We start from the raw sequence: 25,531 nt of genomic DNA, 5'->3' as shown, positions 1-25,531 counted from the left end.
CCTCGACCCCCGCTGCCGAAAAACGGCTACACGAGCGCCCGCCGAACCGTCCTGACGCAACAACGCCACACCCGGCCCCATCGCCGAAAAACGACCACACCGCATCCACCACCACCGGCCGGGTTACCGAAAAACGACCACAACACCACAGCACCAGGCGAACCCGACCACCCCTCCCCCCTACCCGAGAACCCTCAACCCCCGCTGCCGAAAAACGACCACACCCACACAAACGCCCACCGAACCATCCCGACGCAACAACGCCACACCTCCAACCCACCGCCGAAAAACGATAAACGTTCGGTTCGCGCCGTGAGGCGCTGTGGATCCGGGGCGGAGGTGAGAGGCGTTCGTCGCTGATCCTGTCGCCGCAGGACGGTGGAGCTGAGGCCGGGTGATGCCGAGGCAGGCGTCAGCCCACCGACCGCACCGACGCCGAAAAGCAGGTCGACGGCGGTGTACCGCGTCTTGACCACGAACATATGCGTGAAGCCCTGCGGGATGGTCGTGAGCTTCAGGTCGACACCGGGTCCGATTTCCGGATAGCCGGGCTACACCAGCTTCCGCAACGCCTCCCGCAGCGCGGCGAGAGCGGCCTCAGGCTCGTCCCAGAAGATCATGTGCCCCGCGTCCGGGATCTCGACGAACTCGGCCGCCGGATTGCGCTCGGCCGCTTCGGCCGCACCAGCGGCGGTGACGACCGGACTCGCGCCGCCGTAAAGAAAGAACGTCGGAGCGGGCACCTTCGGCCAGTCGTCGAAGAAGTCTTCGGATTCGAAACCGGCGTGGGTGGCGACGATCGCGTCGCGGGAACACGAAGACAGCCAGCGGGCGCGCAATTCCTGTTCCCGGCGCGGCCATCGCGGCCAGGATCGGGCGACCTCGTCGGCGTCGGTCCCCCGGCGGGCCTGGTCGAGTTGCCCGAGGAAGGCGTCGAGCGTGGTCGGATACGGTGCCCGCCCGGGACCGCTCAGCGGCGGGTCTGCCAGCACCGTGCCCCGAAGCGTCCGGGTGGTGGCGGCACGGGCCGCGATCCGCGCCCCCATGGAGTGTCCGAACAGGATCGGATCGCGCAGCCCGAGTCCGTCCACGACCGCGTCGACGTCCGCGGCGTAGCTCGCCAGGTCGTAACCCGCGCCGTCGTCGGACAGCCCGCGGCCGCGCACGTCGAGCACGAGCGGGCGCACCAGGTCGGTGAGTTCCCGTGCCACGAAGTCCATCGTGACCGCCGGGCTGGTGATCCCCGGCAGCACGATCACCGGGACACCATCGGCGGGCCCGTAGTCGAGCACGTGGAGCCGGACCGAACCCGACGTCACCCAGCGGCCGGTCGCCGGAACGTCACCGAGATCCGCCAAGGCGGGCCGGCCGAGCGTGCGGCGATCCAGCTCCGCGAGATACGCCAGGCCTTCGTCGAGGCCGACGACGTCCGCGTATTTCGCTTGCAGGTCGAACAAAGCGGCATCGTGTGGTCCCTGCGCCCGATCACCACAGGCTTCCCGGACGACGAGGGTGTCGAAACCGGACTGGACGGCGTCGACGGCGGTCGCCCGGACACATCCCGAGGTGGTCGCGCCGCAAACGACAACGGTGTCCGTGCCCAGACTCGTGAGGAGCGCGGCCAGCGAAGTCCCGTGGAACGCCGACGCGCCCTTCTTCAGGATGAGATGGTCGCCCTCTCGCTGTTCGAGCCTGGGGTCGAGGGCGACAGCTTCGCTTCCTTCGCGCAGCGCCCTCATGCCGGGCGCTTTCCGAAGCCACGCCACGGCGTCCCCGTCCGCCTCGGCGGGCGTGTAGCTGATCGCGGTGTAGATCACCGGCACGTTCTGTCGCCGGGCTTCGGCGACGAGGGCGGCGGTCGCGGTCACCTCGGCGGTGAGATCGGCTCCGGACGGAAAGCCGGTTTCGGTGAACCCTCGGGTCAGGTCGACCACGACCAGGGCCGGACGCGACCCGCGGGGCACGCTCGCGCCGAAACCGGCTCGGTCGTACACGCTGTCGAGACTTTCATCGACGGGCACGCTGCAACTCCTTGATCAGTTTGTCCTGGGTGCGGATCCGGCCCAGCAGCCAGCCCTGGAACAGCCCGAGCGCCGCGGCCGCCGCGATCACGCCGTAACGCTTGACGCCATCGGGAAGGACCATGGCGAGACCGTCGACGGCCTCCGGAACCGGTGTCACAGCGGGAACCCCGCTGGCGGCCGCGACGGGCCCGGCTCGCAACTGGTCCGCGAGATTGCGGGCGAACTGGTCGAGCAGGCGGGTGGAGACGGCGCCGATCGCCCCCTTGCCGAACTGGGCGAGTTTGCCGCGGATCGACAGATCGGTGCGCAGCTCGATGGTGGCACCGCCGGGTGCTTCGCGCACGGTCAGCGTCACGTCGGCCTCGGCGTCTCCGTTGCCGTGGGCGTCCGCTCCCCTGGCCACCAGCCGCAGGCTGCGGTCGGCCGCGGTGACGTCGGTGAAGCGCACCGTGCCCGAGTAGGCGGCGGTGATCGGGCCGACCTTGACCTTGACGCGGCCGAGATAGGCGTCGTCCTGCCGTCCGTCGAGGGTCGCGCCCGGCAGGCAGCCCGCCACCCGCTCGACGTCGTTGATCAAGGCGAAGACCTCGTCGGGTCCGGCCGGTACGGACAGCTGGTTTTCCAGGATCACGCTGTCGCCTCCTTCTCCTGGGCGTGACATCGACGGGTCGCGGTCGCCTCGATCGCGTCCACGATCGTCTGGTAACCGGTGCAGCGGCACAGGTTCGCCGAGACGGCCTCGCGGATCTCCTCGCGGCCGGCGTCCGGCCGCTGGGCGAGGAATCCTTCGGCCAGCATCAGGAATCCGGGCGTGCAGAACCCGCATTGCAGGCCGTGGTGCTCGCTGAAAGACCGCTGCAGATCGGAAAGTTCGCCGTCGCGCCCCAGTGATTCGACCGTGCGGATCTCGGCCGTCTCGGCCTGCACGGCGAACATCAGGCACGCCCGCACCGGTTCGCCGTCGACGAGGACGGTGCAGGCGCCGCACACCCCGTGCTCGCAGCCGACGTGGGTGCCGGTGAGCCCGAGGTCGTGGCGCAGGACGTCTAGCAGGGTCTTGCGCGGCTCGACGAGGGCCTCGTGCGTCTCGCCGTTGACGTTCAGGACGATCAGGTGCCGGTCGCTCATGACGGAACGCTCATTTCCTTGTGGACCCCCGCGTCGAGCGCGGCGAGCACGGTCTGCGGATGCACCGGGGTCACGTCGAGTTCGACTCCCGTATGGCGCAACGCGTCGTTGATCGCGTTCAGCACCGCGGCCGGCGCGCCGATGGTGCCGCCCTCCCCTGCCCCCTTCGCACCGTTTTCCGTGAACGCGCAAGGGGTTTCGAGATGGGTGACGGTGATGTCGGGGATCTCCGTCGCGGTCGGGACCAGATAGTCGATGAAGCTGGCGGCCGACGGTTCCCCGTTGCCCGCGTAGGTGACCTCCTCGAACAGCGCGCCGGCGATGCCCTGCGCGATCCCGCCGCGGCACTGGCCGTCGACGACCTGCGGGTGGATCACCACCCCGCAGTCCTCCACACAGGCGTAGCGCAGGATCTTGATCTGGCCGGTGCCCGGATCGGCTTCGACGACCACGGCGTGCGTGGCGTTCGAGAAGGTGCCGTCGCCGGGCACGTCGAAGCTCGCCGTGGCCGTCAGCGTCGGCTCGACGTCCTTGGGCAGCAGGTGACTGCGCAGGTACGCCACGTCGGCGATCTCCTCGAACGACGCGCGCCGGGTGGAATCGTCGATCTGGACGACACCGCCGTCACCGTCGAGGCGGACGTTGTCAGGACTCGTCTCCAGCAGGTGCGCGGCGATCTTGCACAGCAGCTCGCCGAGCTTCCCGGCCGCGAGGGACACCGCCGAGCCACCGATCGTCACCGAGCGGGAAGCGAACGTCCCCCATCCGTAGGCGATGCGCTCGGTATCGCCCTGGCGCAGTTTGACCTGGTCGAGGTGCAGCCCGAGCCGGTCGGCCACGATCTGCGCCAGCGTCGTCTCATGCGACTGGCCGTGGTTCATGGTGCCGCTGGTGACGACGACGGAGCCGGTGGTGTCCATCCGGATCTCGGAGATGTCGAAACCGGGGACCACGGCCATCTTCCGTTTGGCGAAGGCGCCCGAGCCGTATCCGGTCCGCTCGGAGAAACAGCAGTAGCCGATGCCGATATGCCTGCCCTCGGCGGCGGCGCGGTCCCGGATCTCGTACCACCCCTCGTCACGGATCGCCGCCTCGGCGAGTTCGAGCGATTCACGGTAGGTGCCGGGGTCGTAGGTGATGGCGTTGACGCCGGTGTACGGGAACTGCGTTATCACGTTCCGCCGCCGGATCTCGACCGGATCGAGGCCGAGTTCCCTGGCGGCGCGTTCCATGATCCGTTCGATCGCCATCACGTACTGCGGACGGCTGACTCCGCGATAGGGCGCCGTCGGCGCTTTGTTGCTCGCGATGGCGCGGGCACGGACGCGGTACTCGGGCACCTGGTACACGCTGGGCATCTCGGCCGACGCCATCAGCGGCTCGATGCCCGCCGTGAACGGGTAGCAGGAGTAGGCGCCCATGTCGCAGACGACGTCGACGTCCAGCGCGGTGATCCGCCCGTCCTCGTCGAACGCCGCCAGCGTGCGGTAACGCTGTTCCCTGGCAAGGAATCCGGCCGTGAGCGCCTCGCGCCGGTCTTCGATCCATTTCACCGGCCGGTTCAGCCGCCTGGCCGCCGCCGCGACCGCGATCTCCTCGCGGCCGACGACGCATTTCTGGCCGAAGCCGCCGCCCATGTCCGGGACGGTGACCCGCACGGTGCGTTCGGGGACCCGCAGCGAACGGGCCATCGCCGTGCGCACCTGATGCGGCACCTGCGTGCACATCTGGACGAGCAGCTGGTCGTCGTGGTCGTCCCAGGAGGCGACCACTCCCCGTGTTTCGAGCGGGAGCGCGTTCTGCCGACCGCTCTTCGTGACGACCTCGACCACCCGGCCGCCGCCCGCGCGAGCCGCTTCGAACGCCGCGTCGACACCGGGCGTGTCGAACATCGACACGTCGACCAGCACGTTGCCCGGCGCCTCGTCGTGCACGAGCGGCGCGCCATCGGCGAACGCCGACTCTTCCGACACGATCGCCCCGAGCGGCTCGTAGTCCACCACCGCGGCCTCGACACCGTCCTCGGCGCAGTACGGATCGCGGGCGATGACCAGCGCCACCGGTTCGCCGGTGAACCGCACCTTCTCCCTGGCGAGGATCGGCATGGCGGTCGGCGAGAACTCCTCGGGCGGACGGTCGAGCAAGGCGACGATGTCACCCAGCTCCAGGTCGGCCGCCGTGAAGGCCGCGACGACTCCTTCGACCGCCAAAGTGGCCGACAGGTCGATCCCGGCGAGCTTTCCGTGCGCGACCGGCGAACGGACGAAGGCCGCGTGCAGCATGCCGGGCAGCTGGATGTCGTCGACGAACCGGCCGCGGCCGGTGAGCAGACGAGGATCCTCGCGCCGGGGCACCGACGCCCCGACCCAGCGGCCGTGGCGCCCGTCGAACCGAGCGGTCATCGCGTTTCTCCTTTCTCCCAGGCCTCGTGCAGCGCCTGGGTGACGACCGTTCGCGCCAGCCGGCGGCGGTAGGCCGCGCTGCCCGCCGCGTCGTCGGGCGGATCGATCGCCGCCGCCGCGGCCGCCCCGCACGCGGCGAACAGCTCCGGACCGGGAGCACCGCCGTCGAGCAGTGCCTCGGCCTCGGGCACCCGGACGGGCGCCGGGGCCACGCCGCCGAGCACGACCCGGCCCCCGTGCTCCGCGTCGATGCTCACCGCGGCGTCGACGATCGCGAAATCGCCGTGGCGGCGGGCGAATTCGGCCAGCGCGGCCCTGGGCGACGGCCGGGTGAAGCGCACCGCCGTCACGACCTCGTCCGGTTCGACGGCCGTGGTGTAGAAGCCGTGGAACATCTCCGCGGCCGGGATCTCCCTGGGGCCGCGCGGGCCTTCGGCGACGATCACCGCGTCGAGCAGCAGGGCGAGCAGGCACCATTCCGCGGTCGCGTCACCGTGGACGATGCTGCCCGCCACCGTGCCGCGGGACCGGATCGGCAGATGCCCCACCCACCGCATCGCGCGGGAGAGCACGTCGAAATCCGGCCCCAGCTCGGAGACCTCCACCGTCCGGTGGGTGACCATCGCGCCGATCGTGAGACTGGAACCGTCACGCCGGAAGGAGTTCAGCGCCGGGTCCCGGCGCAGCGGTCCCAGATCCACCAGCGCCGTCGGGCGGGCGAGCCGGAAGTTCATCATCGGCATCAGGCTCTGCCCGCCGGCGATGAGTTTCGGATCCTCGCCCGCCGTGGCGAGCTCGCCGAGCAGGCCGACGGCGTCGGTGACGTCGTGGGCCCGGTGGTACCGGAACGCGGCGGGCTTCACAGAGCCGTCCTGGTCTCGGCAGGTGCCTCGACCGGCTCGACGATCCGGTCGAGTTCGCGGCCGCGGGTCTCCGGCGCGCCCACCATCATGAACAGGACCGCGGCCACCACGAGGACACCCAGCACGGTGAAGGTGAGCGGCAGCCCGAGCACCGGCCACAGCACGCTCCCGAACAGCAGCGGCGCGAAGCCGGTGATCGCCCGGCTCGACGACGACGCCCAGCCGAAACCCGAGGCCCGGAGTTCGGTCGGGTAGAGCTCGGAGACGTAGGCGTACATCACCGGGATGACCACCAGCGCGAACAGGCCGAACGCGCCGATCGCCACGACCGCCGCGGCAGGCGAGTCGAGCAGCAGGGAGAACACCACGAGCGACAGCGCGGTGAGCGGACCGGCGACCATGATGATCCGCTTGCGGCCGACCTTGTCGACCAGGAGCACGGCCAGCGCGACACCGACGATGCCGGTCGCGTTCATGAGCGCGGTCGACGCGAAGGCGGCGATCTCGCCGAATCCCTGCGCCCGCAGGATGGACGGCATCCAGCTGAGCGCGGCGTAGTAGACCAGCATGACGCTGATGAACAGCGACCACGCCACCGCCGTGATCTTCGGGTTGAACGCCCACACCCGGCGCAGCTGATCGAACGCGGCCGCGACCGCGCCACCGCGGGTGTCCTCGACCACCGCCGGCGGGACCGAGTAGGGCTCGGGTGTCGCTCCCGTGCGGCGCACGAGATCGTCGATCACGGCCCGCGCTTCCGCCTCGCGGCCCTTGCGTACCAGGTACAGCGGCGATTCCGGGACACCACGCCGCACCCAGAACAGCAGCAGCGCGGGCAGGATCATCAGCACCAGCATCCAGCGCCAGTTCCCCTGTACCGGAAGCAGCAGCGTCGCGCTGACGGCGGCCAGCGTGGTCCCGATCGGCCACCAGCCGTCCATGGCGGACAGGACCCGGCCCCGATGCTTGCGCGGGGAGAACTCGCTGACGATCGCGTAGTCGACCGGGATGCAGCCGCCCAGTCCGATCCCCGCCAGGAAACGCAGGGCGAGGAACATCTCCACGTTCGGCGCGAGCGCGCCCAGCACGGAGAACAGCGCGAACAGCAGCAGCGTGATGCTGAACGCCCGCTTCCGGCCGATCCGGTCCGCGACCGTGCCCCAGGCGACCGCGCCCACGGCCATGCCGATCAGGTTCGCGGTGGCCACCAGCCCCTTCCCGCCGGCGGACAAGCCGAATTCCGTCCCGACCAGCGGGGTGAGGAATCCGTTCAGCGCGACGTCCCAGGCATCGAACATGTAGCCCAGCCCGCCGATGAGGAAGATCTTTCCCTGCACGCTCCAACGCCAGGGCAGGTCCTGGACGATCTGATCACCAGTACGCATGAACCACTCCGTTGCGATTGCCGGCCAGCGCGCCTCAGCGGGCGAACTGGTAGTGGATGGACTCGGTGTCGGGGTCGGTGAGCGGGCTGCCGTTCCACAGCCAGTCGTAGGACACGTCGGATTCGCCGTCGAACCGGCGCAGCTTCTCGTCCCGTTCGCGCTGCTCGGAGCCGTCGGGCAGATGGTAGAAGTCCATGTTCTGCAACGACGCGTCCTGGACCATGCCCGCGTGCTTGGCGCGCCGGTCCACGTAGCGGACCAGGGCCCCGTCGATCCCGTCGCGGGTGACGCGGCCCAGCTCCTCGGCCAGCACCGCGGCGTCTTCCATCGCCTGTGACGCGCCCTGTGCCTGGTACGGCAGCATGGCGTGGCACGCGTCGCCGAGCAGGGCGACCCGTCCGTCGACCCAGACCGGGTCGCGGCGACGGCGGTACATCGCCCACACTGAGACGTCCTCGTCCTTCGCCTTGGCCAGCATCGTCGGTACCCGATCGTCCCAGTCGTGGTACTCCGCGGCGAGTTCGGCGGCGGTGGCCGGGCCGCTCCAGTCCTCGGCCACCGTTTCGGTGCACGGCACGATCGCGACCACGTTGAGGTACTCCCCACCGCGGATCATGTAGTGCACCAGGTGTTTGTTGGGGCCGTACCAGATCGTGGAGTGGTACCGGTCCGACAGGAAGCGCGTGGCCGGGTCCTGCGCGATCAGGTCGCCGGAGATCAGCGCCCGGTACGCCATCTCACCGGAGAACGCGAGGGTGTCGTCGAAGCCGGCGAGATCGCGCACCGAAGACCGGATGCCGTCCGCCCCGATCACGACGTCACCGGTGAACCGGCGTCCGTCGGCGGTGACCACGGCCGGCCGGTCCGGCACCGTGCGGTCGAGGTCGACCACCCGTGCGCCGGTCGCCACCCGCACCACCGGACCGGTCCCGTCGGGATCCAGGCAGGCGTCGAGCAGGACTCCGTGCAGGTCGGCCCGGTGGTAGTGCCAGTAGGGCGCGCCGTACTGGTCGGTCACCCGCCTGCCCAGCTCCAGCTGGGCGATGATGCTCCCGTCGGCCCAGCGACGGCGCACCTGATCCTGCGGCTCCGTCCGCACGCGTTCGAGCCGGGCACGCAGCCCCAGCCCGATGAGGATCCGGCTGGCGTTCGGCGCGGTCTGGATCCCCGCGCCGATCTCGCCGAGCTGTGGCGCGGCCTCGACCACGGTGACGCGCAAACCCCGCTGCCGCAAGGACAACGCCGCGCAGAGCCCACCGAGCCCGCCACCGACGACAACGACCTCAAACGACTGACTCGCGGCCATGCCCGCCTCCCGTCTTCGTCAACGCTTCCGCGCCACTGAGCAACCTCCCGGCGCCGGGCACCGTGGGCTCGACCCCGAGTTCCGTCAGGATCCGGAACGTCGTGGCCGTCGCCGCCGACAGGACCGGGATCCCGATCTCGTCCTCCACCGGCTGGATCGCGGGCAGCGACGGCATCTGCACACAGGCGGACAGCACCAAAGTGTCCACATCGGACAGATTCAGCCTGCGATGGTGCTCTCGCAACCCGGCGGGATCCAGCCGCGCCACGGCGAGGTTGTCCGGCACCTCCAAGGAAAGGGCGTCGGCGACCTCGAAACCGGCATCCTCGATGTAATCCGCCACAGCCTTGGTCAACGGCTTCATGTACGGCGTGATGATCGCGACCTTGCGGGCGCCGAGCGCACCGAGCCCGGACAGCAGCGCACCGGCACTGGAGACGACCGGCGACTCGCAGCCCTCTTCACGCAGCACACGCGTGATGTCGTCCTCGGCGGTGCAGTGGTAACCAGGTCCCTGCGCCATGATCGCCACGAGGCACGCGGTGGCGACGACGTCGGGTTTGGCGTCGGCGAGTTCGGCCGCCGCGCGGCCGGCCTGGGCGTTCATCGCGCGCAGCTGTTCGGGTTCGACGTGCCGCATCCGGGCCCGCGCGGAATGGAAGACGAACCGGTCGCCCGGTTCCGCCTCCTCCCTGGCGCGCAGCATCCGCGGCAGCTCGGTCTCCATCGTGAGGTTCGAGCTGGGGACGATCATCCCGATGTGGTGGTCGCTCATCGACGGCCCGCCGGACGCATCTCGGCGACGGTCAGCTCACCGTTGTCGACGATCAGTTCGTCGTCCAGGTAAAGGGAATTACCGCGCATCGGGATGTCGAAGTGGCAAGGCGTGTCGTTCGGGCCGCCGAGCTCGTTGTTGGGGCCGATGGAGAACATGACGTTGCCGTAGAAGCTCCGCAGTTCCATGCCCATCCCGCCGGGGAACTGGGTGAGGCCGTGCCAGTGCGCGCGCTCGTCGAGCCCCCAGCCCACGTGGCTCATGCCGTAGCCGCGAGGATCCTCGAAACTTTCGATGTAGGAGCGCAGCAGATCCGCGTCCAGTCCGGACGATCCGGCGCCGCCGCGGATGTCCTGGATGAAGCCCTGCTCGATGGTGATCTCGACCGGGGTCTGCACATAGGTGTTGAACGGCAGCAGCACGTCGCCCGGCGACAGCACGATCTTCCCGTCGACGCCGTCGTCGGCGCCGCCGGTGAACACGAACGCCGCCGGCCAGTGGTCCCAGCGGCCCGGGGTGTCGGTGTAGCCGTACTCGGACAACGTCGGATACACGCCGAGCTGGTACGTGACATCGGTACCCGCCGGGCTGGTGATGCGCATCGTGCCGGCCTTGGCCAGGAGCTCCGCGCCGATCTCCACCCGCTCGCGCAGTTCCTTCGTCGGCATGAGCCGGGCCAGCAGCTCGGGCGGTTCGACGGCGGTGAGGATCCGGGTCCCCGCGTCCTGGATGGCGAACTGTTCCTTGCTGAACAACAGGAACGTGCAGTCGACCACCATGTCGACGCTCTTGAGCGCCTCGACCGCCAACGGGATGTTCCCGAGCCCCGAGTCGCCCACCGCCCACGCGCCCGCCGCGCTGACCGGCGAGGGCAGCCGCATGTGGTAGGCCGAGGCACCCAGCTGCTGGGCGGCCCACAAGAAGGCGTCGGCGTACTCCGCCCGCTCGCCGCCGCGGGTCAGCACCACCACGGTCTCGCCCTCGTGCACCCCCGAGAACGTCAGCTGGCGCAAACAGATGTCGTTGAACAGGTTCCGGTCCATCGTCGACCACCTCCACATTAATCCGAGCACGTACTATCCGGATACGCAAGAGGTGACGGCGGACAGATCTCGGCGGCTTGCCCGTGAGCGACCGTCCGGACACGTAGGATCACCTCGGGGGCCCGGACAGCGGGTTGGAGCCGACAAGGAGCAGCGATGGGTGAATCGGCGCGTACGAGCAGGCGCAGGGACGACACGCCGGCCGTCACTCCAGCGCCGCCCTCCGACCTGCTGGCGGCCCCCGGCTACGGCGCCCGCCGGTTGTACCAGGCGTATCTCGCCGCGTGGAACCGTCACGTGGATCCGGTACTGACCGGTCCGCAGTTCGCGGTCCTGTCCGCGGTCCGCGCCTATCCCGGAAGCGACCAGAGCTCGCTGGCGGGCGCGGTCGCCCTCGACACCTCGACGATGGCCGACCTGTGCCGCAGGCTGGAGCGGCGAGGTCTCATCCGGCGCGTCGAATCCCCGCACGACGCGCGGCGCAAACTGCTTTCGCTCACCGACGAGGGCAAATCGGTCTTGAGCCAGGTGAACCGCCGCGCCCGGCGGCTGGACAAGGCACTCCTCGACGGTGACGACGACATCGACATGGCCGCGCTGCTCAACGCGCTCGGCGCCCGCTGGGAGCGGATCGCCGAGGTCGACAAGCTGCGCTGAAAACCTCTTTCACGGACCGCCCACCTGCCCCTTCGAGTACTGCTCGAAGTGCAGCACCGCGTCGAGCGGAAGCCGTTCCCGCCAGCCGTGTCGTTCCAGATCGGGCACCGTCGGCAGGTCTCGCACCGGGCCGACGCACAGCCACGCCACCGGACGCACATGTCCGGGCAACCCCACCAATTCGCGCAAATACTCTTCGCGGTAGAAGCTGACCCATCCGACGCCGAGCCCTTCGGCCGTCGCCGCCAGCCAGAGGTTCTGAATGGCCAGGCACACCGAGTACAGGCCGGCGTCGGCGATCGCGTGCCGCCCCAGGACATCCGGCGCGCCGCGTGACGGGTCGTAGCCGACCACGATTCCCAGGGAAGACGTCACGATCCCCTCGATCTTGATCGGCGCGAAGACGCGGGCCCTCTCGGCAGCCAGCCCGCCCTCGAACACTTCACGTTCGGCCAGCACGTGCTCACGGAACTTCTTCCGAAGGTCCATATCGGACACGACGACGAAATCCCATGGCTGAGACAGGCCCACGCTGGGTGCGGCGTGCGCCGCGCTCAACACGCGACGCAGTACCTCCGCCGGAATCGGCTCTCCGGTGAATTCGCCCCTGGTGTCCCGGCGTCGGTGGATCGTCTCGTACAGCGAACGGTCGTCTGCGTCTCGCGTCATGAGCCTGATCGTGCCCGACCGGCGTCCGCGGAGCTCGTCCGCGCTCGGCTCGCGCCCACGGACTGAGCGCCGGAGAGCAGGCCGAGGCTCCGGACGGCCGCCTCGCCGCGGGCCACCGGGGCCACGACGAATTCGTCGGCCCCGGTCGCGTCCGCCAGTTCCGCCAGCCCCGCGGCGGCGGTGGCGGGCGCGCCGGCGATCAGGGTCAGCGGAAGACGGCGGGCCTTGCCGAGATGCGGGTGCGTGGCGGCCGAGTCCGGCGACCGCAGCAGCAACGGCTGCACGCCGGCCAGCATCTCCAGCATCCGGAGCCGGTGCGGATCGGCGAGCCGGTCCGCCTCGGCGTCGGTGTCCGCCACGAGGACGTTGACCGAAACGAGGACATACGGCTCCGGCAGCACGGCGGACGGGACGAAGGAGTCGCGGTACACCCGCAGCGATTCGAAGGAGCCACCGGACGTGCGGAGGTGGTGCGCGAACGCGAACGGGACGCCGAGTTCGCCCGCCAGCCGCGCCCCGCGCTCCCCCGAACCGAGCAAGACGACACCAGGCATGCTGGTCGGCACCGGAGTCGCCGCGAAGTGGTCCCAGATCCCCTCGCGCGACCGCGGATCGCCGAGCAGGCCGAGCACGTCCCGCACCTGTCGGGGGAAATCGGCGTCGTCCGGTCGCCGTAACGCGGCCGCCGTGGCCGGGTCGGTGCCCGGCGCGCGGCCGATGCCCAGATCGATCCGGCCGGGGTACAAGGCTTCGAGCATGGCGAACTGCTCGGCGACCACGAGCGGGGAGTGGTTGGGCAGCATCACGCCACCCGAACCGACCCTGATCCGCCGGGTGACGGCGGCGAGATGGGCGATCAGTACCGGCGGCGAGGTGGCCGCGACACTGCGCATGTTGTGGTGTTCGGCCACCCAGAAACGCCGGTAGCCCAACTCGTCGGCGCACCGCGCGAGAGCGGTGGTCTCGGCCAGTACGCCGGCGCTGGTGGACTCGGTGCCGAGGACGGCGAGATCGAGTACGGACAACGGGATCGTCATGACGGTGGCTCCAGGTGAGGGCCGACGGCACCCGCGCGGGGTCCGCTGCTCGCGGCAGGCCGTGGCCGTTCTTCTCGGTGGTTGCGGTGACCACCCTGAGGTCCGGCGGTCGGGAGCCACGACGTCGAGCATGTTCGCCGCGGCGAGCTTCCTGAATATCATTCCGTTTCCAGCTCGTTCCCCGGGTACCTCGCCGGGTTACCCGCCAACCGGATACCGGCTCTTTCCGTTCCTTTCCCTTGCGGTAAAAGGAATTCTGATCGTCCTTCCACCGAAAAATGTTGTGATTGTGTTGTGGCGACCGAAATACCGGCTCTACCATTCTTCCGGTCGGGGGGGATTGCGAGGGGACGAAGTGGATTTCCGGGTGCTGGGGCCGGTCCGGCTGCAGGTGCGCGGGCAAGCCGTCGCCATCGGCGAGCCGCGCAGACAGGCCGTACTCGCCGTACTTCTACTCGAAGCGGGCCGCACCGTCGGTGTCGACCTGCTGATCGACCGGGTCTGGGGCGAGTCGCCGCCCGAACAGGTGCGCCGTTCGCTGCAGGCCCACATCACCAGGATCCGGCGAGCGCTGGAACAGGCCGATCCCGATGGCGCCCAGGTCGCCAGGGACCCCGGCGGTTACCGCCTCGTCGCCCGGCCCGAACAGGTCGACGTCTTCCGGTTCCGGCGTCTTCTCCGCGAGCACCCGACCGACGTCGCCGGGCTCAGCGCGGCACTCGAACTCTGGGAAGGCGAACCGCTGGCCGGGCTGCGCGGCGACTGGGCCGAACGCACCCGCCGGACCCTGCGCCAGGAGTACACGGCGGCGGTCGTCGCGTGGGCCGACGCCAAGATCCGTGACGGCGACGCGGCCGCGACACTCACCCGCCTGACCGAACTCACCGACGAGCATCCCCTGCAGGAACCCGCCGCGGCGGCGTTGATGCGGGCGCTGTACGCCGTGGGCCGCGGCGCCGACGCGCTCACCCACTACGAACGGATTCTTCGCGCACTGCGAGAAGAACTGGGCGCGGACCCCGGACCGGAACTGGCCGCCGTGCACGAGGCCATCCTCCGCCATGACCTGCCGACGGCAGGCGCGGCGGCGGTTCCCGTGCCCGCCCAACTGCCCGCCGACGTCGCGGCGTTCACCGGCCGGGCCGATGTCCTGGCCGAACTGGACCGGCTCGCCGACGGTACCGGGGAAGAACCGGTCCTCGTCTGCCTCACCGGTACGGCCGGGGCGGGCAAGACCGCGACCGCCGTGCACTGGGGACACCGGATCCGGGACCGCTTTCCGGACGGGCAGCTGTACCTGGATCTGTGCGGCTACGCCCCCGGCGAGCCGATGCGTTCTTCCGACGCGCTGGCCGCGCTCCTGTCCGCGCTGCTGCCCGAAGGCACGCGGATGCCGCCCGGGGAGGCGGAACGCGCCGCCCGGTTCCGTACCGAGGTGGCAGGCAGGCGGATGCTCGTCATGCTGGACAACGCGGCGACGCTCGAACAGATCCGGCCCTTGCTCCCCGGTACGCACACCTGCACCGTGGTGGTCACCAGCCGCGACTCGCTGGCGGGTCTGGTCGCGCTCCACGGCGCACACCGGGTCGACGTCGACCCGCTGTCCGTGGCCGACGCGGCCGACCTGCTCCGGCGGCTGATCGGCACCCGGGTCGACGCCGAACCCGAAGCCGCCGCCGAACTGGCCGAACGCTGTGTGCGGCTGCCGCTCACCTTGCGCCTGGCGGCCGAACTCGCCGTGTCCCGGACCGCCACCCCGCTGTCCCGGCTGGTCGGCGAACTGCGTGCCGCCCAGCAGACCTTGAAGCTGCTCAGTTCCGGCGGTGATCAGCGGGCCGCGGTGCGAGCGGTGTTCTCGTGGTCGCTGCGGCAGCTCAGCGAAGACACCATCCGCGCCTTCGCCCTCCTCGGCAGGCATCCGGCGCCCGTGTTCGACTCGTACGCCTTGGCCGCGCTGACCGGAAGCTCCTTCGACCAGGCCCGGGCCCGGCTGGACGCCCTCGTCCGCGCGCACCTGGTCCACCCCATCGGCACCGACCGCTACGGCATGCACGACCTGCTGAAGGCGTACGCCGCGGAGATCGAGAGCGAACACGACGAGCCCGCCGCACTCGACCGGGTCTACGGCTACTACCTCGCCACCGTCGCGGCGGCGATGGATCGTCTCTACCCCGGCGAAGCGAACCGCCGGCCTTCGGTCGCCTCGCCGGAAAGCGCGATGCCCGCACTCGACGACGCCGACAGCGCGCGGGACTGGCTGGACGCCGAACTGCCGACCGTCCAGGCGCTGGCCGCGGGCGGCCGTCCCGAACACGTCGTCACGCTGTCCGCGCTGCTGTTCCGCTACCTCGACGGGCATCACGAGACGGCGGCGCTGGCCGTCCACGGGCACGCCATCAAGGCCGCCCGCGCCATCGGTGACCGAGCCGCCGAAGCGAGCGCGCTGGTCGCCGTCGGCGGCCTCCATATGCAAGCGGGCAGAGCCGTGTCCGCCGCCGCGGACATGTGGACGGCGTACGCCTTGTTCGGTGAGGCCGAAAATCCGCTCGGCCAGGCACGCGCGCTGGGAAACGTCGGGATGATCGAGGAGAGCGCCGGATACTACCGGCAGGCCGCCGACTACTACACCCGCGCGCTGGCCCTGTTCCACCGGCTCGGCGATCTGACCGGGCAAGCTCATCAGCTCACCCGGCTGGGCACCGTGGAAGCCCGGATCGACCGCCGGGAAGAGGGATACGAGCACCTTCGGCAGGCGATGGCGCTGCATCGGGCGGCGGGCCACCGGTTCGGCGAGGCCTGGGTGAAGATCGGTCTCGGGGAGCTCGCCGCGAACGAAGGCGGACTGGCCGATTCCTGCCGCCTGCACGCCGAAGCCGCGGCCTTGTTCGGCAAGCTCGGCCACCGGGGCAGCGAGGCATGGGCCATCGACGGGCTCGGGCGGGCCGAAGCGTTGGACGGCCGTCCGGTCGACGCGGCGGCCCACCACCGTCAGGCGCTCGACCTGTTCCGGCGGCACGGCGGGCGCGACGGCGAATCGTGGGCGCTCAACGGACTCGGCGAAGCCTGCTTGGCGTGCGGCTACCCGGACACGGCGGGTGCGAACCACGCCGAAGCCCTGGCCGTGGCGACCCGGTACGGCTGCCACGAGCAGATCGCACGCGCCCACCGAGGGCTCGCCCGGGCCGCCTCAGACCCGGAAACCGTCCGCGACCACTACGAACGCGCGATCGCCCGCTACGCCGAACTGGGCCTTCCGGCCGCGGAGGGCACCAAAACGGAATTCGCCGAGCTATCGATGTCCTAAGTGGCCGATGCCCAGGGCATGTCGCGAAAGCCACTTTCGCGACGCCTGATGTCCCGAAAGTGGCTTTCGCGACACGATATCCTCCGAGAAACCACCCTCCCCGGCTGACGATCAAGGGATCTCGTAGAACTTGTCGTAGTGGCCCGGCGCGTAATAGAACTTGCCGTTGTCGTCCTTGACGATGCGATCCGGCTTCGGCCGCTGGTTCTCCGGCAACGGTTTCCCGTTGAAGTCGGTGTACTGGTCGGCGTCCCTGATGGGTTTGTTGTCGTACCGCGGCGTCGGGTGGACGTCGAATTCGTAGTACTTGCCGTCGTACGGTTTCATCGGCTTCCCGTCCGGGCCGAACGGCTGATCGGCGGGCTTCTTGCCGTCGCTCGTCTTGCCGTTGTGCGGCAACCGGCCCTCGTTCCCGAGTTTGCCGCCCGCCTGACCATGGTTCCCGTAGATCCTGCCGCCCCAGGTCGAGCCGGGACCGGGGGTGGGGCTGTTCCCCAAGCCGAGCGAGTTGAGCTTGTTGTCGTCCACACCGTTGTGCCAGGCGCCGAACTGGCCGCTGTCCTTGTGGTCGCGGATCCACTGTTTCATCTTGAGCGCCGCGTCCTTCTGCGCCTGGGTCAGCTCGTCGAACTTCCCGAGGTTCGGGGAAAGCCCGGGCGGCTGCTCGGGTTGCGGCTTGGAATTCTTCCCCTTGCCGCCTCCGCCGCGCGTACCGCTGTACTCGCCGCCGCCCGGTTTCGGGCCACGGGGCTTCCCCGCCGGGCCGGTCTTGCCCGCGTCGATCTTGCGGAGCGCCTTCTCCGCCTCGGCGAAGATGTTCTTCGCCTTCTTCATCAACGGCGCGAGCGCGCTCATCGCCTTGACCAGTTTGGTGACGACGGTGGCGATCTTGGAGGCGGTCTTCGCGATGGCCGCGGTGACCTGGGGCAGCACCCAGGTCATGCCGAGGCCGAGCGTCGCCAGTACCTGCAGTGCCCAGCTGATCAGCCTGCCGATCAGTTCGGCGATGGTGTCGCGGACCAGGGTGCGGACCGCGGTGACCACCTCTCCGCCGATCCGGGTGCCGGACGACGCGCCGTCGGCGGCCTGCCGGCAGGCACCGATCAGCGCCGCGACGTCCGCTCCCCGCGTGCGATAGGCATCGCCCGCGGAACCGGCCCAGTTCGCGGTTTCCGCCACGACCATCGCGTCCAGGTCGGCACTGATCGAGCCGAGTTCACCGGCCACGTTCTGCCAGGTCTCGGCGTGCGCGGTGATCTCGTCCGGCGCTCCGGCGAGGGCGTCGAGCGCCTCCTTCAGCGGTCCGACGTGCTCCATCAGCCAGCCGACCCCGGCGGCGAGGATGGTGCCGAACGGATCGAGGGCGGCGGAGACCGCGTCCATGGCGGTGCCGACCGCGCCGAGGGCGACGGACGCCCAGTCGCCGCTTTCGATGGACGCCTTGAGCTCGGTCGCGGACTCGAGCAGGGGAACGCCGGACACCGCGGTGGTGGAATCCTTCGGTGTGGCGACGAGCGGGTTGGTCATCGCTGTGTCTTCTCCTTCGGCGTCGCCGGGATCGCGGCCTCGTACTGCTTGAACATGTCGACACCGGCGGCGTCCTGCTCGGTGTAGGACTGTTCGGCCGTGCGCAGATTGGCGGCGGTCGCCTTGACGCCGTCGATCGCGGCCTTGATCGAGTCGATCGTCTTCTCCTCCGCCGGGTTGATGAACGGCGGGACGAACGCGCAGATCAGACCATAGGCTTCGTCCGACATGGCAGCGGTGTTCGCCGCCGCCAGCACCGTGTCCAGCCGCTCGGCGATCCCGTCGACGTTGGCCGCGTGCTTGCCGATTTCGGCCGGTACGACCTGGAAACTCATCTGCCATCCCTTCGAGGGGCCGGGGCGTCAACGCGGACACCATGCCAGCCACTCACCGTCCGTGTACGCGCTCTGTGCGGACAGACAACGTTCCTTGCCCGAAAGGGCACGCTCCACTGTGGACACACGGTCGCCGTCAGCAGGCGGCGAGGAACGGGGCCAGCAGGCGGAGCAGTTCCCCTGGCTTGTCCAACGGGATGATATGGCCGCAGTCCGGCAGCAGGTGAGCGGTGAGGTCATCGGTGACGGGACGCAATTGCCGTTCCAGCGCGCGGCCCACCGGATGGGCGCCGATCGCCATCGTGGGCACGGTGAGACGGCGGGCCGCGACCGCCTCGCCGATCTGGCGCGCGCTGACCGGCATGGCGCGGTAGTAGGAGAAGGCGCAGCGCAGGGCTTCCCGGCCGGTGTAGGCCTCGACGAAGGCGTCGCGGATTTCCGGCGCCACACCACGTCCGAGGGTGCCCGAGGTGAGAAACCAGTCGACGTACTCCGCCTCGTGTCCGACAAGGACCGTTTCGCCGAGCCCGGGAACGGCGTGGAAGCCGAACCACCACGGCGGGCCACCGGCGAGGAAGTCCTCGGCGCCGGGCAGCGGACCCAGCAGTGACTCCATCAGGACGAGCCGCCGCACCAGATCCGGTCGCCGCAGGGCGAGCAGGAAGGCGACCGGAGTGCCCGCGTCGATGGCGACCACGGCCGCATTCGGTTCGCCGAGCGCGTCGAGCACGCTCTCGACGTCCGCGGCCAGCGTGCTCGCGTCGTAGCCTTCGGCGGCACGGGTGCTGTCGCCGAACCCGCGCAGATCCGGGGCGATGACCCGGTGGTGTTCGGCCAGCGGGCCGATGATCCCGCTCCAGAGCCGCCAGGTGTGCGGGAACCCGTGCAACAGCAGAACCGCGGGCCCGCTGCCCGCGACGGCCACGTTGACCTGGATGCCGTTGACGGTGATCCGTCGCGATGAGGGCACGTCGCCTCCGTTGTGGTTACCATTGGTTACCAGAAAACCGTAGGTAACTTCGGCGATGCCGCCAAGACGGCACTTTCGACACAGGTGGTGAGCTCCAGGTGACCTCCCGGCGCGGTGATCTCTTCGACCCCGAGTGCCCTACCCGCCGCCTGCTGGACCGCATCGGGACGAAATGGACGTCCATGGCGGTCAAGGTCCTCGCGGAGGCGGCCCCGCACGAGGTGCGTTTCGCCGAGTTGCGGCGCCGGATCCCCGGCGTGTCCCAGAAAATGCTGTCGGTGACCTTGCACAGCCTGGTCCGTGACGGACTCGTCGAACGCCGGGTGGAGCCCACCGTGCCGCCCCGGGTGCACTACGGGCTGACCGACCTGGGTCTGTCGCTGGACGTTCCGCTGGCGGCGCTCCGGAACTGGGCCGAAGAGCACATGTCACAGGTCGACGAGGCGAACGCGGTCAGCGACGCCGGCGGGTGACATCTCGGCTCAGAGCGGCTCCAGATAGGAACGGTCGGACCAGTCGTCGTCATCGTCGTCGCGGGTTCGCCGGGAAGAGGCGGGCGTGCCCTGTGCCGGCGCGGCCAGTTCTTCCAGCTCGGCGACCTCGTCGTCGACGTCCAAAGTGGCCAGTTCGCCGACCTGTCGTTCGAAGGAGGACCAGGCTTCGGCGGCGAGGCGTTGCCGTTCCTCGGCGGGCAAGGCGTCGAGGAGCTTCCACCAGCCGCGCGCGTCCCGGACGAACTCGTCCAGGAGCGGACCATGGGCCAGCAGCTCATGCGGTCGCCGTCGCCCGGCGAGCACCTCTCCGGCGAAATCCCCGGCGGCGCCGCCGGTCGCCGCCAGCAACCGCATGACCGTCTGCCGTGCCCGCTCCCCCTGCTCGGAATCGAACGGATCGTGTCCCGTCACAACAGCACCCGCTTGCCCTTGGCGGGACATTCGGCGTCCCGGTGCTCGTAGTCCTCCGGCCACTGCGGCGGTTCACCCATCGCGATGGTGGCTTGCAGGAGTTCGTCGAGGGTCTTCTGCCCCGCGAACGAATGCGCCAGCCCGAGCGCGGCGCTGATCAGCGTCTGGATGGCACCGACAACCTCGTCGAAGGACAGCACCAGGTGGAGGATTTCCCGCATCTTGGGGTCCTTCGCGATCTTCACGATCTTGCCACCGCGCCCGATCTCGCCCAGCGCTTCGCTGATCACCTCCGCCGCCCGGACTCCTCTTTCCAGCCCGAGTTTCCTGCCCTTGGTGAGGATCATCAGCGCGATGTCGATCGTCGAGCTGTAGCCGTGCCGGATCTCCTGCATCAGATGGTAGGCGAGCTTCGCCAGCGCCTGGATCGCGCGGCACGCGCCGCGGAAGTACTGCGCGAGCTGCAACACACAGGCCCGGTAGGCGGCCAGCCAGTTCTTCGCCCGATCGGCGGCCTCCCCCGCCCACACCTCCTGGATCCCGAACCGGCCCTGGTCGATGTTCGCCGCGATGTGCTCCAGACCCGTCGCGGCGTCGTTGTAGAGCACCGCCTGTTCCTGCAGCACGGTCCAGTCTCCGACGAGCAGGTCGGCGATCATGGTGATGAAGTCCTTGTCGGACCCGGTGAGGATCTTGATCACCTCGGCGACGTCGCCCAGCGACCCGCCGAGGTCGAGCAGTTCCTGGCGCTCCTGCTCGGCCTTCACCGGCCACCAGGACGGGTCGGTGACCGCCTCCGGATCGGGTCCGCCGTAGCCCACCGGGACGGCGTCGCGGAACGACGCGGCCCCCACCGGGTCACGTACCTCGTCCGCCGGGACCCGCGCGGCGTCCGGCTCCGGGTTGAGCCGGTCCAGCAACTCCGCCGCCCGCGCGTCCACCACGCCGTACCAGTGCGCCACGCAGCGCAGCTCGTGCCCGCCGCTCGCGGCGAGATCGGCCGCGAACCTCGACTGGCTCAATGCCGTGCGCTGCCATAGGTCCAGTTTCGGCCAGGCCGCGGCGAGGAAGCCCTCACCGCGTTCGGTGTCGAACCCCGCCCCGGCGCCGAGCAGCCGGTCGAACCACTGGCGATAGCTGTCGGCACCCGCGCCGGCCCGCAGGACCAGGTCGCCGAGCGCGCGCACCGCGGCCGGTTCGACCGAGAACCCCTGCCCCATTCGTCCCCCTCGTACTCCGGACATATCCCCTTCGACACCCCTGAAGTTTGACACATTGCCACGAAATGTCACATCACTGGAATGGAGTACCACCGACGCGCCGCGGGCAGGGCTCTGGTGCGACACTGGCCCCTCGACGCGGGCGAAGGGAGACGGCACTGTCTCGGCAAACGGCTCGAATCTGGTTGTCCGAGCGGCGCCGGAGCGGCTTGAGCCTCGCGTTCGCGCTGCTCGTCGCCGTGTTGGCGATCGCGTTCGGCGACGACGTGCTGTCGATCGCGTCGGTGGACGGCGGCGTCTTGGTCCTTCTCGCCTACCTCGTCGGCTATCTCGTCGTGACGGTGGCCGCCTTCGGCGCAGCGACCTCGGAACAGATCCAGGACTGGGCATACCGGGAGAGCCGCGGCACGTTCGTGCAGCGCTACGTCTTCGGGACGGCGCCGGGGCCGGGGGTGTCGATCTTCATCGCCGCGGCCGCGCTCGCGGTGGCGATCGTGTGGATGCCGGGGTTGGGCGGCGAGAGCCTGCCGGCGGGTATGCGGGTGGGGGTGGCGGTGGCACTGGTCGTCGTCGCGTGGATCTGTGTCCTCGTGTCCTTCGCGATCGCCTACCACGCGGACAACGTGGTCGAAGAGGGGAAGGCGTTGCGGTTCCCCGACGACGGACCCGCCGAGTGGTCCGACTACATCTACTTCGCGGTGTCCGTGATGACGACGTTCGGGACGACCGACGTGGACGTCGTCTCCCGCGAGATGCGCAGGACGGTGACGACGCACGCGATCATCGCCTTCGTGTTCAACACGGTGACCGTGGCGGCGGTCGTGTCCACCTTGAACAGCGGCTGAAGTCCGGCCTCAGCCGATCCGGAGCAGGATCGGGCTGCCGGTGACGGTGACGTCGGCACCGGGTTCGACCGGTGTGCCGGTCCCGTCGAGCCGTTCGACCGAGGTGGTGCCCGGCGCCGACGGGATCCGATCGGATCGGTCGATGGTCCACCAGATCAGGAAATTCCTGCCGCCCTGGTCGAAGCGGCACTGCCAAAGATGGTCGGGCAGCCCGGCTTCGCGCCCTTGCCCGCAGGAGTGGATCCGGCTGCCCTTCAACCACTGGTTCAGGCGTTCCACGTGTCGCGCCGCCTTCGTATGCGGACCGCCCACGGGTTGCAGCACGATCGGTATCTTGGCGCTGCCCCAGTTGTAGAAGTACATCCGGCGGTATTGCGCGTACAGCCCGGAAAGGAAGAACCGGGCCGCGTGCTGCGCGCCCCGATCGGCGTCCACGGGCTGTTGCCTGTTCACGTCGTAGGCCGAGCCGGTGCTCCACAACCTGACGCCGGCGCCTGCTTCGTGCAGTGCCTTCTCGATCTCCCGCGCCAAGGGCAGCATCGTCTCCGGCGGGTCGGAGTCGTTGCGGGGAGCCAGTTTCACCGCGGCGGCGGCGCAATGGTCATAGCCCCCGAGCCGGGCGAACTGCCGCAACTTCTCGAACGCCGAGGGATCCCAGAGCTCGCCCATGGACGGGCACACCACGGTGGCGGCCGGGTCCGCTGCCTTGATCACCTGGCTCGCCAGCCGCGTCATCTCCACCAGTTCGGCCATCGAACCGGAAAAGAAGTCCTGATGATTGGCCATGTCCCACAGCTCGTAGGCGTCGATCCGGCCCCGGTACTGCTCGGCGACCGCGCGCACGAACCGTTCCCAGTCCGCCGGGTCGTCGGGCGGGCCGGTGCGAGAGTCGTCGGTGTAAACGGACTTCGGGCTGTTCGGGCTCGCCCAGGACGGGGTGCCGCCGAAGGTCATGGTCACCGGAAGGCCGGCTCCGCGCGCGCCGGTCACGAGCCGTTCGAGCGTCTTCCAGTCGTAACGGCCGCGGGCGGGCTCCAGGTTCTGCCACCGGGTACGGGTGTTCCACAACCGGACGGACCCGACCCCGAACGACGGCATCTGCCCGGTGTTGGAGTTCGCCGTCACCCCGACGAATTCCGGCTCGATCGCGCGTGGCGCGTTCGTCCACATCGACGCCTGGACGGCGGGGGCCGTGCCGGGCACCCGCCGGTCCGGCGGATTCGCCATGGCGCCTCCGGCGAGCAGGACGACCCCGAGGACCGCGACGAGCGCGATCTTGGTCAGCGGCCGCCTCCGCTCGGGCACGACCACGTCGGCGTCCGGGACGACGGTGTCCGTGCCGGGGGTGTCCTGGACCGTGGCGTCGCCCAGGTCCGCGCGTTCCCACGACCGGTACAGCTTCGCGAGCTCCTCCCGGCTCGCGCCGCAGGCCGTCGCGATCGCCTCGATCGGCGCGAACGTCGCGGGGACATTCCGTCCCGTGCAGTAGCGGTGCACGGTCGACCGGCTCGAATGCACCTTGCGTCCGAGCTGTTCGTAACTCAGCCCGCTCCGCTGTTTGTGCTCGGTGAGAAGTGCCGCCAGCCGGGCAGCCGCCTCACTCCCCATCCCGCTGAGCCCCCTCCGCGCCAGGTGCCTGACCGCTTTTCAGTGTCTCATCGCGGGCCATTCGCCGCGCGTATTCGTGAGATCACGTCTCCCTCTCCGGCGTCGTCGCAGGTCAGGGGGAAGGTTTCATCCCAGCCTCCCATTCCGGGCGGTTTCGCTTGCCACGGTGTCCCGCGGTCGAGAGCGTGGACCCCGGCAGCAGATCCGGCCATGGGGAGGAATCGGAATGGAACCGCACAGGACGACCGCGTCCGGAGGGAAGTCGCGTCTGCGGCTCGGCGCACTGGCGGGCGCGCTGCTGGTGGCGGCGGCGACCGGTGTCCCGGCCGCCGCCGCGTCCGCGCCGTCGAAGCTCACCACCCGGGCGGACTTCAACACCCCGGGCGGCGGCCAGATCGTCGAACATCTCGAAAAGCTGATCCGCGGCGCGCCCGGGAACTCGACGATCAGGACGGCGCAGTTCCTGCTGCGGGACGCGCCGATCACGGACGCGCTCGCGGACGCCGCGGAGCGCGGAGTGCACGTCCAGGTCCTGGTCGACGGAAGGACGACGGACCATCCGAACTACCGGGAGATGAAGAACCGGCTTGAGAAGACCGGCGACAAGAACTCGTGGGCGAAGCACTGTAAGAACGGCCGCGGGTGCAACGGCGGCAACGCGATGCACAACAAGTTCTTCCTGTTCGACCAGACGATGGGCGCCTCCGCGGTGGTCGCGACCGGCTCGGCCAACTTCAGCGAGAACACGACGGGCGGCAAAGGCGGCTGGAACAGCTACTACACCGACGTCGGCAATGCCGGCCTGTTCGCCAGGTACAACGACTACTTCGTCGACTTGCGCGAGGTCGCGGACGGGGCCACGGCGAATCCCGACTACTACGAAGCCAACCCGCCCGTCGTCACCGGCGGCACCAAGAGCTACTTCTACCCGAGGCTCAAGGACGCGGGCAACGACACCGTCGAGAACACCTTGAAGGAGGTCGGCTGCTCGGCGGAGAAGAGCAAGATCCGCATCGGGGTCTGGTCACTCACCCGGATGAAGATCATCGAACGGCTGCGGATCCTGGCCGCCCGGGGTTGCTCGGTGGACATCGTCGCTTTGCGGATGACTGAGGGCTCGTGCGAGGCGCTGATGAAGGGGAAGCCGGATCGAGTGCGGCTCCGCGGGTTCAAAGCCGGGAACGAGGCCGGTATCCACGAGAAGAACATGATGATCGAGGGCGATTACCTGAGGCCGGGCACCAAGGTCGTCTTCACCGGAAGCCAGAACTTCAATAACCCGTCCTTGCACGAGAACGACGAGAACGTCATCCGGGTCTTGAACGACAACGCGATCTACGAGAGCTTCGTGAAGAACTTCGAGCAGGTGGCGGATGCCACCGACCAGGAGATCAAGTCGCCAGGTGACTGCGTGAAGATGGTGCCGCACAACGATCCCGACCCCACCGAAGGGTGACGACCGGCCTAATGCTTCGCCTGTGAGTACATGAAGGCCCCCTTCCTTGCGCTAGACGCAAGGAAGGGGGCC

At 69.5% G+C, this 25,531-nt stretch carries 22 protein-coding genes; 5 read left to right on the top strand and 17 right to left on the bottom strand.

The window, feature by feature from the left end; translation table 11 throughout:
* Positions 1-551: 551 nt before the first annotated feature.
* The 9 genes from ACIBTM_RS32235 to ACIBTM_RS32195 are packed head-to-tail and all read right to left on the bottom strand — an operon-like array spanning position 552 to position 10,926.
* A complete protein-coding gene (locus ACIBTM_RS32235; RefSeq protein WP_395880922.1) occupies positions 552-2,021 on the bottom strand; it encodes an isochorismatase family protein in 1,470 nt (489 codons plus the stop codon).
* The gene (locus ACIBTM_RS32230) at positions 2,008-2,655 is read right to left on the bottom strand and encodes an SRPBCC family protein (RefSeq protein WP_395880921.1); all 648 of its coding nucleotides are present in this window, start codon (positions 2,653-2,655) and stop codon (positions 2,008-2,010) included. Before ACIBTM_RS32230 ends, ACIBTM_RS32235 begins: the two co-directional genes overlap by 14 nt.
* Positions 2,652-3,152 (bottom strand): (2Fe-2S)-binding protein, encoded by a 501-nt coding sequence (locus tag ACIBTM_RS32225; RefSeq protein ID WP_395880920.1) that lies wholly within the window; start codon positions 3,150-3,152, stop codon positions 2,652-2,654. The genes ACIBTM_RS32230 and ACIBTM_RS32225 overlap by 4 nt, the downstream gene beginning before the upstream one ends.
* Positions 3,149-5,554, bottom strand: a complete 2,406-nt coding sequence (locus tag ACIBTM_RS32220) for a xanthine dehydrogenase family protein molybdopterin-binding subunit (RefSeq protein WP_395880919.1) — start codon at positions 5,552-5,554, stop codon at positions 3,149-3,151. Before ACIBTM_RS32220 ends, ACIBTM_RS32225 begins: the two co-directional genes overlap by 4 nt.
* Positions 5,551-6,417: an FAD binding domain-containing protein gene (locus tag ACIBTM_RS32215; protein ID WP_395880918.1), complete on the bottom strand. Its 867-nt coding sequence runs from the start codon at positions 6,415-6,417 to the stop codon at positions 5,551-5,553. Before ACIBTM_RS32215 ends, ACIBTM_RS32220 begins: the two co-directional genes overlap by 4 nt.
* Positions 6,414-7,802: an MFS transporter gene (locus ACIBTM_RS32210; protein WP_395880917.1), complete on the bottom strand. Its 1,389-nt coding sequence runs from the start codon at positions 7,800-7,802 to the stop codon at positions 6,414-6,416. The genes ACIBTM_RS32215 and ACIBTM_RS32210 overlap by 4 nt, the downstream gene beginning before the upstream one ends.
* 34 nt (positions 7,803-7,836) lie before the next feature.
* Positions 7,837-9,108: an FAD-dependent oxidoreductase gene (locus tag ACIBTM_RS32205; RefSeq protein ID WP_395880916.1), complete on the bottom strand. Its 1,272-nt coding sequence runs from the start codon at positions 9,106-9,108 to the stop codon at positions 7,837-7,839.
* Positions 9,086-9,883 carry an aspartate/glutamate racemase family protein gene (locus ACIBTM_RS32200; RefSeq protein WP_395880915.1) on the bottom strand — a complete coding sequence of 266 codons (798 nt, stop codon included), beginning with the start codon at positions 9,881-9,883 and terminating at the stop codon, positions 9,086-9,088. Before ACIBTM_RS32200 ends, ACIBTM_RS32205 begins: the two co-directional genes overlap by 23 nt.
* Positions 9,880-10,926, bottom strand: coding sequence for a leucyl aminopeptidase (locus tag ACIBTM_RS32195; protein ID WP_395880914.1), 1,047 nt, complete (start codon positions 10,924-10,926; stop codon positions 9,880-9,882). The genes ACIBTM_RS32200 and ACIBTM_RS32195 overlap by 4 nt, the downstream gene beginning before the upstream one ends.
* A 156-nt stretch (positions 10,927-11,082) precedes the next feature.
* Here ACIBTM_RS32195 and ACIBTM_RS32190 point away from each other — a divergent pair, with 156 nt between their 5' ends.
* Positions 11,083-11,583 (top strand): MarR family winged helix-turn-helix transcriptional regulator, encoded by a 501-nt coding sequence (locus ACIBTM_RS32190; protein WP_395880913.1) that lies wholly within the window; start codon positions 11,083-11,085, stop codon positions 11,581-11,583.
* 9 nt (positions 11,584-11,592) lie between these two features.
* Here ACIBTM_RS32190 and bluB read toward each other — a convergent pair whose 3' ends face one another.
* Together bluB and ACIBTM_RS32180 are read right to left on the bottom strand one after the other, a co-directional pair.
* Positions 11,593-12,252 (bottom strand): 5,6-dimethylbenzimidazole synthase, encoded by a 660-nt coding sequence (gene bluB, locus ACIBTM_RS32185; protein ID WP_395880912.1) that lies wholly within the window; start codon positions 12,250-12,252, stop codon positions 11,593-11,595.
* The gene (locus ACIBTM_RS32180) at positions 12,249-13,289 is read right to left on the bottom strand and encodes an LLM class flavin-dependent oxidoreductase (RefSeq protein WP_395880911.1); all 1,041 of its coding nucleotides are present in this window, start codon (positions 13,287-13,289) and stop codon (positions 12,249-12,251) included. The genes bluB and ACIBTM_RS32180 overlap by 4 nt, the downstream gene beginning before the upstream one ends.
* A gap of 355 nt (positions 13,290-13,644) precedes the next feature.
* On the opposite strand from ACIBTM_RS32180, the gene ACIBTM_RS32175 reads away from it, so the two are divergent.
* Positions 13,645-16,593 carry a BTAD domain-containing putative transcriptional regulator gene (locus tag ACIBTM_RS32175; protein ID WP_395880910.1) on the top strand — a complete coding sequence of 983 codons (2,949 nt, stop codon included), beginning with the start codon at positions 13,645-13,647 and terminating at the stop codon, positions 16,591-16,593.
* 111 nt (positions 16,594-16,704) lie between these two features.
* Here ACIBTM_RS32175 and ACIBTM_RS32170 read toward each other — a convergent pair whose 3' ends face one another.
* The 3 genes from ACIBTM_RS32170 to ACIBTM_RS32160 form a co-directional block, all read right to left on the bottom strand.
* The gene (locus ACIBTM_RS32170) at positions 16,705-18,120 is read right to left on the bottom strand and encodes a WXG100 family type VII secretion target (RefSeq protein ID WP_395880909.1); all 1,416 of its coding nucleotides are present in this window, start codon (positions 18,118-18,120) and stop codon (positions 16,705-16,707) included.
* Entirely contained in the window at positions 18,117-18,455 is a 339-nt protein-coding gene (locus tag ACIBTM_RS32165) for a type VII secretion target (protein WP_395880908.1), read from the bottom strand. The genes ACIBTM_RS32170 and ACIBTM_RS32165 overlap by 4 nt, the downstream gene beginning before the upstream one ends.
* Before the next feature lie 136 nt (positions 18,456-18,591).
* Complete coding sequence (locus ACIBTM_RS32160; RefSeq protein ID WP_395880907.1) at positions 18,592-19,425, bottom strand: alpha/beta fold hydrolase; 834 nt, start codon at positions 19,423-19,425, stop codon at positions 18,592-18,594.
* Positions 19,426-19,523: 98 nt separating this feature from the next.
* Here ACIBTM_RS32160 and ACIBTM_RS32155 point away from each other — a divergent pair, with 98 nt between their 5' ends.
* Positions 19,524-19,898 (top strand): winged helix-turn-helix transcriptional regulator, encoded by a 375-nt coding sequence (locus tag ACIBTM_RS32155; protein WP_395880906.1) that lies wholly within the window; start codon positions 19,524-19,526, stop codon positions 19,896-19,898.
* Positions 19,899-19,907: 9 nt separating this feature from the next.
* Here the strand turns inward: ACIBTM_RS32155 and ACIBTM_RS32150 are convergent, their stop codons facing one another.
* Together ACIBTM_RS32150 and ACIBTM_RS32145 are read right to left on the bottom strand one after the other, a co-directional pair.
* A complete protein-coding gene (locus tag ACIBTM_RS32150) occupies positions 19,908-20,330 on the bottom strand; it encodes a hypothetical protein (RefSeq protein ID WP_395880905.1) in 423 nt (140 codons plus the stop codon).
* Positions 20,327-21,550, bottom strand: coding sequence for a hypothetical protein (locus tag ACIBTM_RS32145; RefSeq protein ID WP_395880904.1), 1,224 nt, complete (start codon positions 21,548-21,550; stop codon positions 20,327-20,329). Before ACIBTM_RS32145 ends, ACIBTM_RS32150 begins: the two co-directional genes overlap by 4 nt.
* A gap of 209 nt (positions 21,551-21,759) precedes the next feature.
* Here ACIBTM_RS32145 and ACIBTM_RS32140 point away from each other — a divergent pair, with 209 nt between their 5' ends.
* Positions 21,760-22,395 carry a DUF1345 domain-containing protein gene (locus ACIBTM_RS32140; protein WP_395880903.1) on the top strand — a complete coding sequence of 212 codons (636 nt, stop codon included), beginning with the start codon at positions 21,760-21,762 and terminating at the stop codon, positions 22,393-22,395.
* 9 nt (positions 22,396-22,404) lie between these two features.
* Here ACIBTM_RS32140 and ACIBTM_RS32135 read toward each other — a convergent pair whose 3' ends face one another.
* Positions 22,405-24,003: a helix-turn-helix domain-containing protein gene (locus ACIBTM_RS32135; protein WP_395880902.1), complete on the bottom strand. Its 1,599-nt coding sequence runs from the start codon at positions 24,001-24,003 to the stop codon at positions 22,405-22,407.
* Between the two features lie 226 nt (positions 24,004-24,229).
* Between ACIBTM_RS32135 and ACIBTM_RS32130 the strand changes: the two genes are divergently transcribed.
* Complete coding sequence (locus ACIBTM_RS32130) at positions 24,230-25,459, top strand: phosphatidylserine/phosphatidylglycerophosphate/cardiolipin synthase family protein (protein ID WP_395880901.1); 1,230 nt, start codon at positions 24,230-24,232, stop codon at positions 25,457-25,459.
* Positions 25,460-25,531: the final 72 nt, after the last annotated feature.

It is taken from the genome of Amycolatopsis sp. NPDC049868 (assembly GCF_044461365.1).
Taxonomy (GTDB): Bacteria; Actinomycetota; Actinomycetes; order Mycobacteriales; family Pseudonocardiaceae; genus Amycolatopsis.
The sequence above is the reverse complement of the archived record's forward strand: the minus strand, read 5'-3'. Positions and strand labels throughout refer to the sequence as shown.

Excerpts from the sequence above, each read along its gene's own strand:
- ACIBTM_RS32225 (WP_395880920.1), bottom strand. The coding sequence starts at position 3,152 with ATGAGCGACCGGCACCTGATCGTCCTGAACGTCAACGGCGAGACGCAC.
- ACIBTM_RS32220 (WP_395880919.1), bottom strand. The coding sequence starts at position 5,554 with ATGACCGCTCGGTTCGACGGGCGCCACGGCCGCTGGGTCGGGGCGTCG.
- ACIBTM_RS32210 (WP_395880917.1), bottom strand. The coding sequence starts at position 7,802 with ATGCGTACTGGTGATCAGATCGTCCAGGACCTGCCCTGGCGTTGGAGC.
- ACIBTM_RS32205 (WP_395880916.1), bottom strand. The coding sequence starts at position 9,108 with ATGGCCGCGAGTCAGTCGTTTGAGGTCGTTGTCGTCGGTGGCGGGCTC.
- ACIBTM_RS32200 (WP_395880915.1), bottom strand. The coding sequence starts at position 9,883 with ATGAGCGACCACCACATCGGGATGATCGTCCCCAGCTCGAACCTCACG.
- ACIBTM_RS32195 (WP_395880914.1), bottom strand. The coding sequence starts at position 10,926 with ATGGACCGGAACCTGTTCAACGACATCTGTTTGCGCCAGCTGACGTTC.
- ACIBTM_RS32190 (WP_395880913.1), top strand. The coding sequence starts at position 11,083 with ATGGGTGAATCGGCGCGTACGAGCAGGCGCAGGGACGACACGCCGGCC.
- bluB (WP_395880912.1), bottom strand. The coding sequence starts at position 12,252 with ATGACGCGAGACGCAGACGACCGTTCGCTGTACGAGACGATCCACCGA.
- ACIBTM_RS32180 (WP_395880911.1), bottom strand. The coding sequence starts at position 13,289 with ATGACGATCCCGTTGTCCGTACTCGATCTCGCCGTCCTCGGCACCGAG.
- ACIBTM_RS32170 (WP_395880909.1), bottom strand. The coding sequence starts at position 18,120 with ATGACCAACCCGCTCGTCGCCACACCGAAGGATTCCACCACCGCGGTG.
- ACIBTM_RS32165 (WP_395880908.1), bottom strand. The coding sequence starts at position 18,455 with ATGAGTTTCCAGGTCGTACCGGCCGAAATCGGCAAGCACGCGGCCAAC.
- ACIBTM_RS32145 (WP_395880904.1), bottom strand. The coding sequence starts at position 21,550 with ATGGGGCAGGGGTTCTCGGTCGAACCGGCCGCGGTGCGCGCGCTCGGC.
- ACIBTM_RS32135 (WP_395880902.1), bottom strand. The coding sequence starts at position 24,003 with ATGGGGAGTGAGGCGGCTGCCCGGCTGGCGGCACTTCTCACCGAGCAC.
- ACIBTM_RS32130 (WP_395880901.1), top strand. The coding sequence starts at position 24,230 with ATGGAACCGCACAGGACGACCGCGTCCGGAGGGAAGTCGCGTCTGCGG.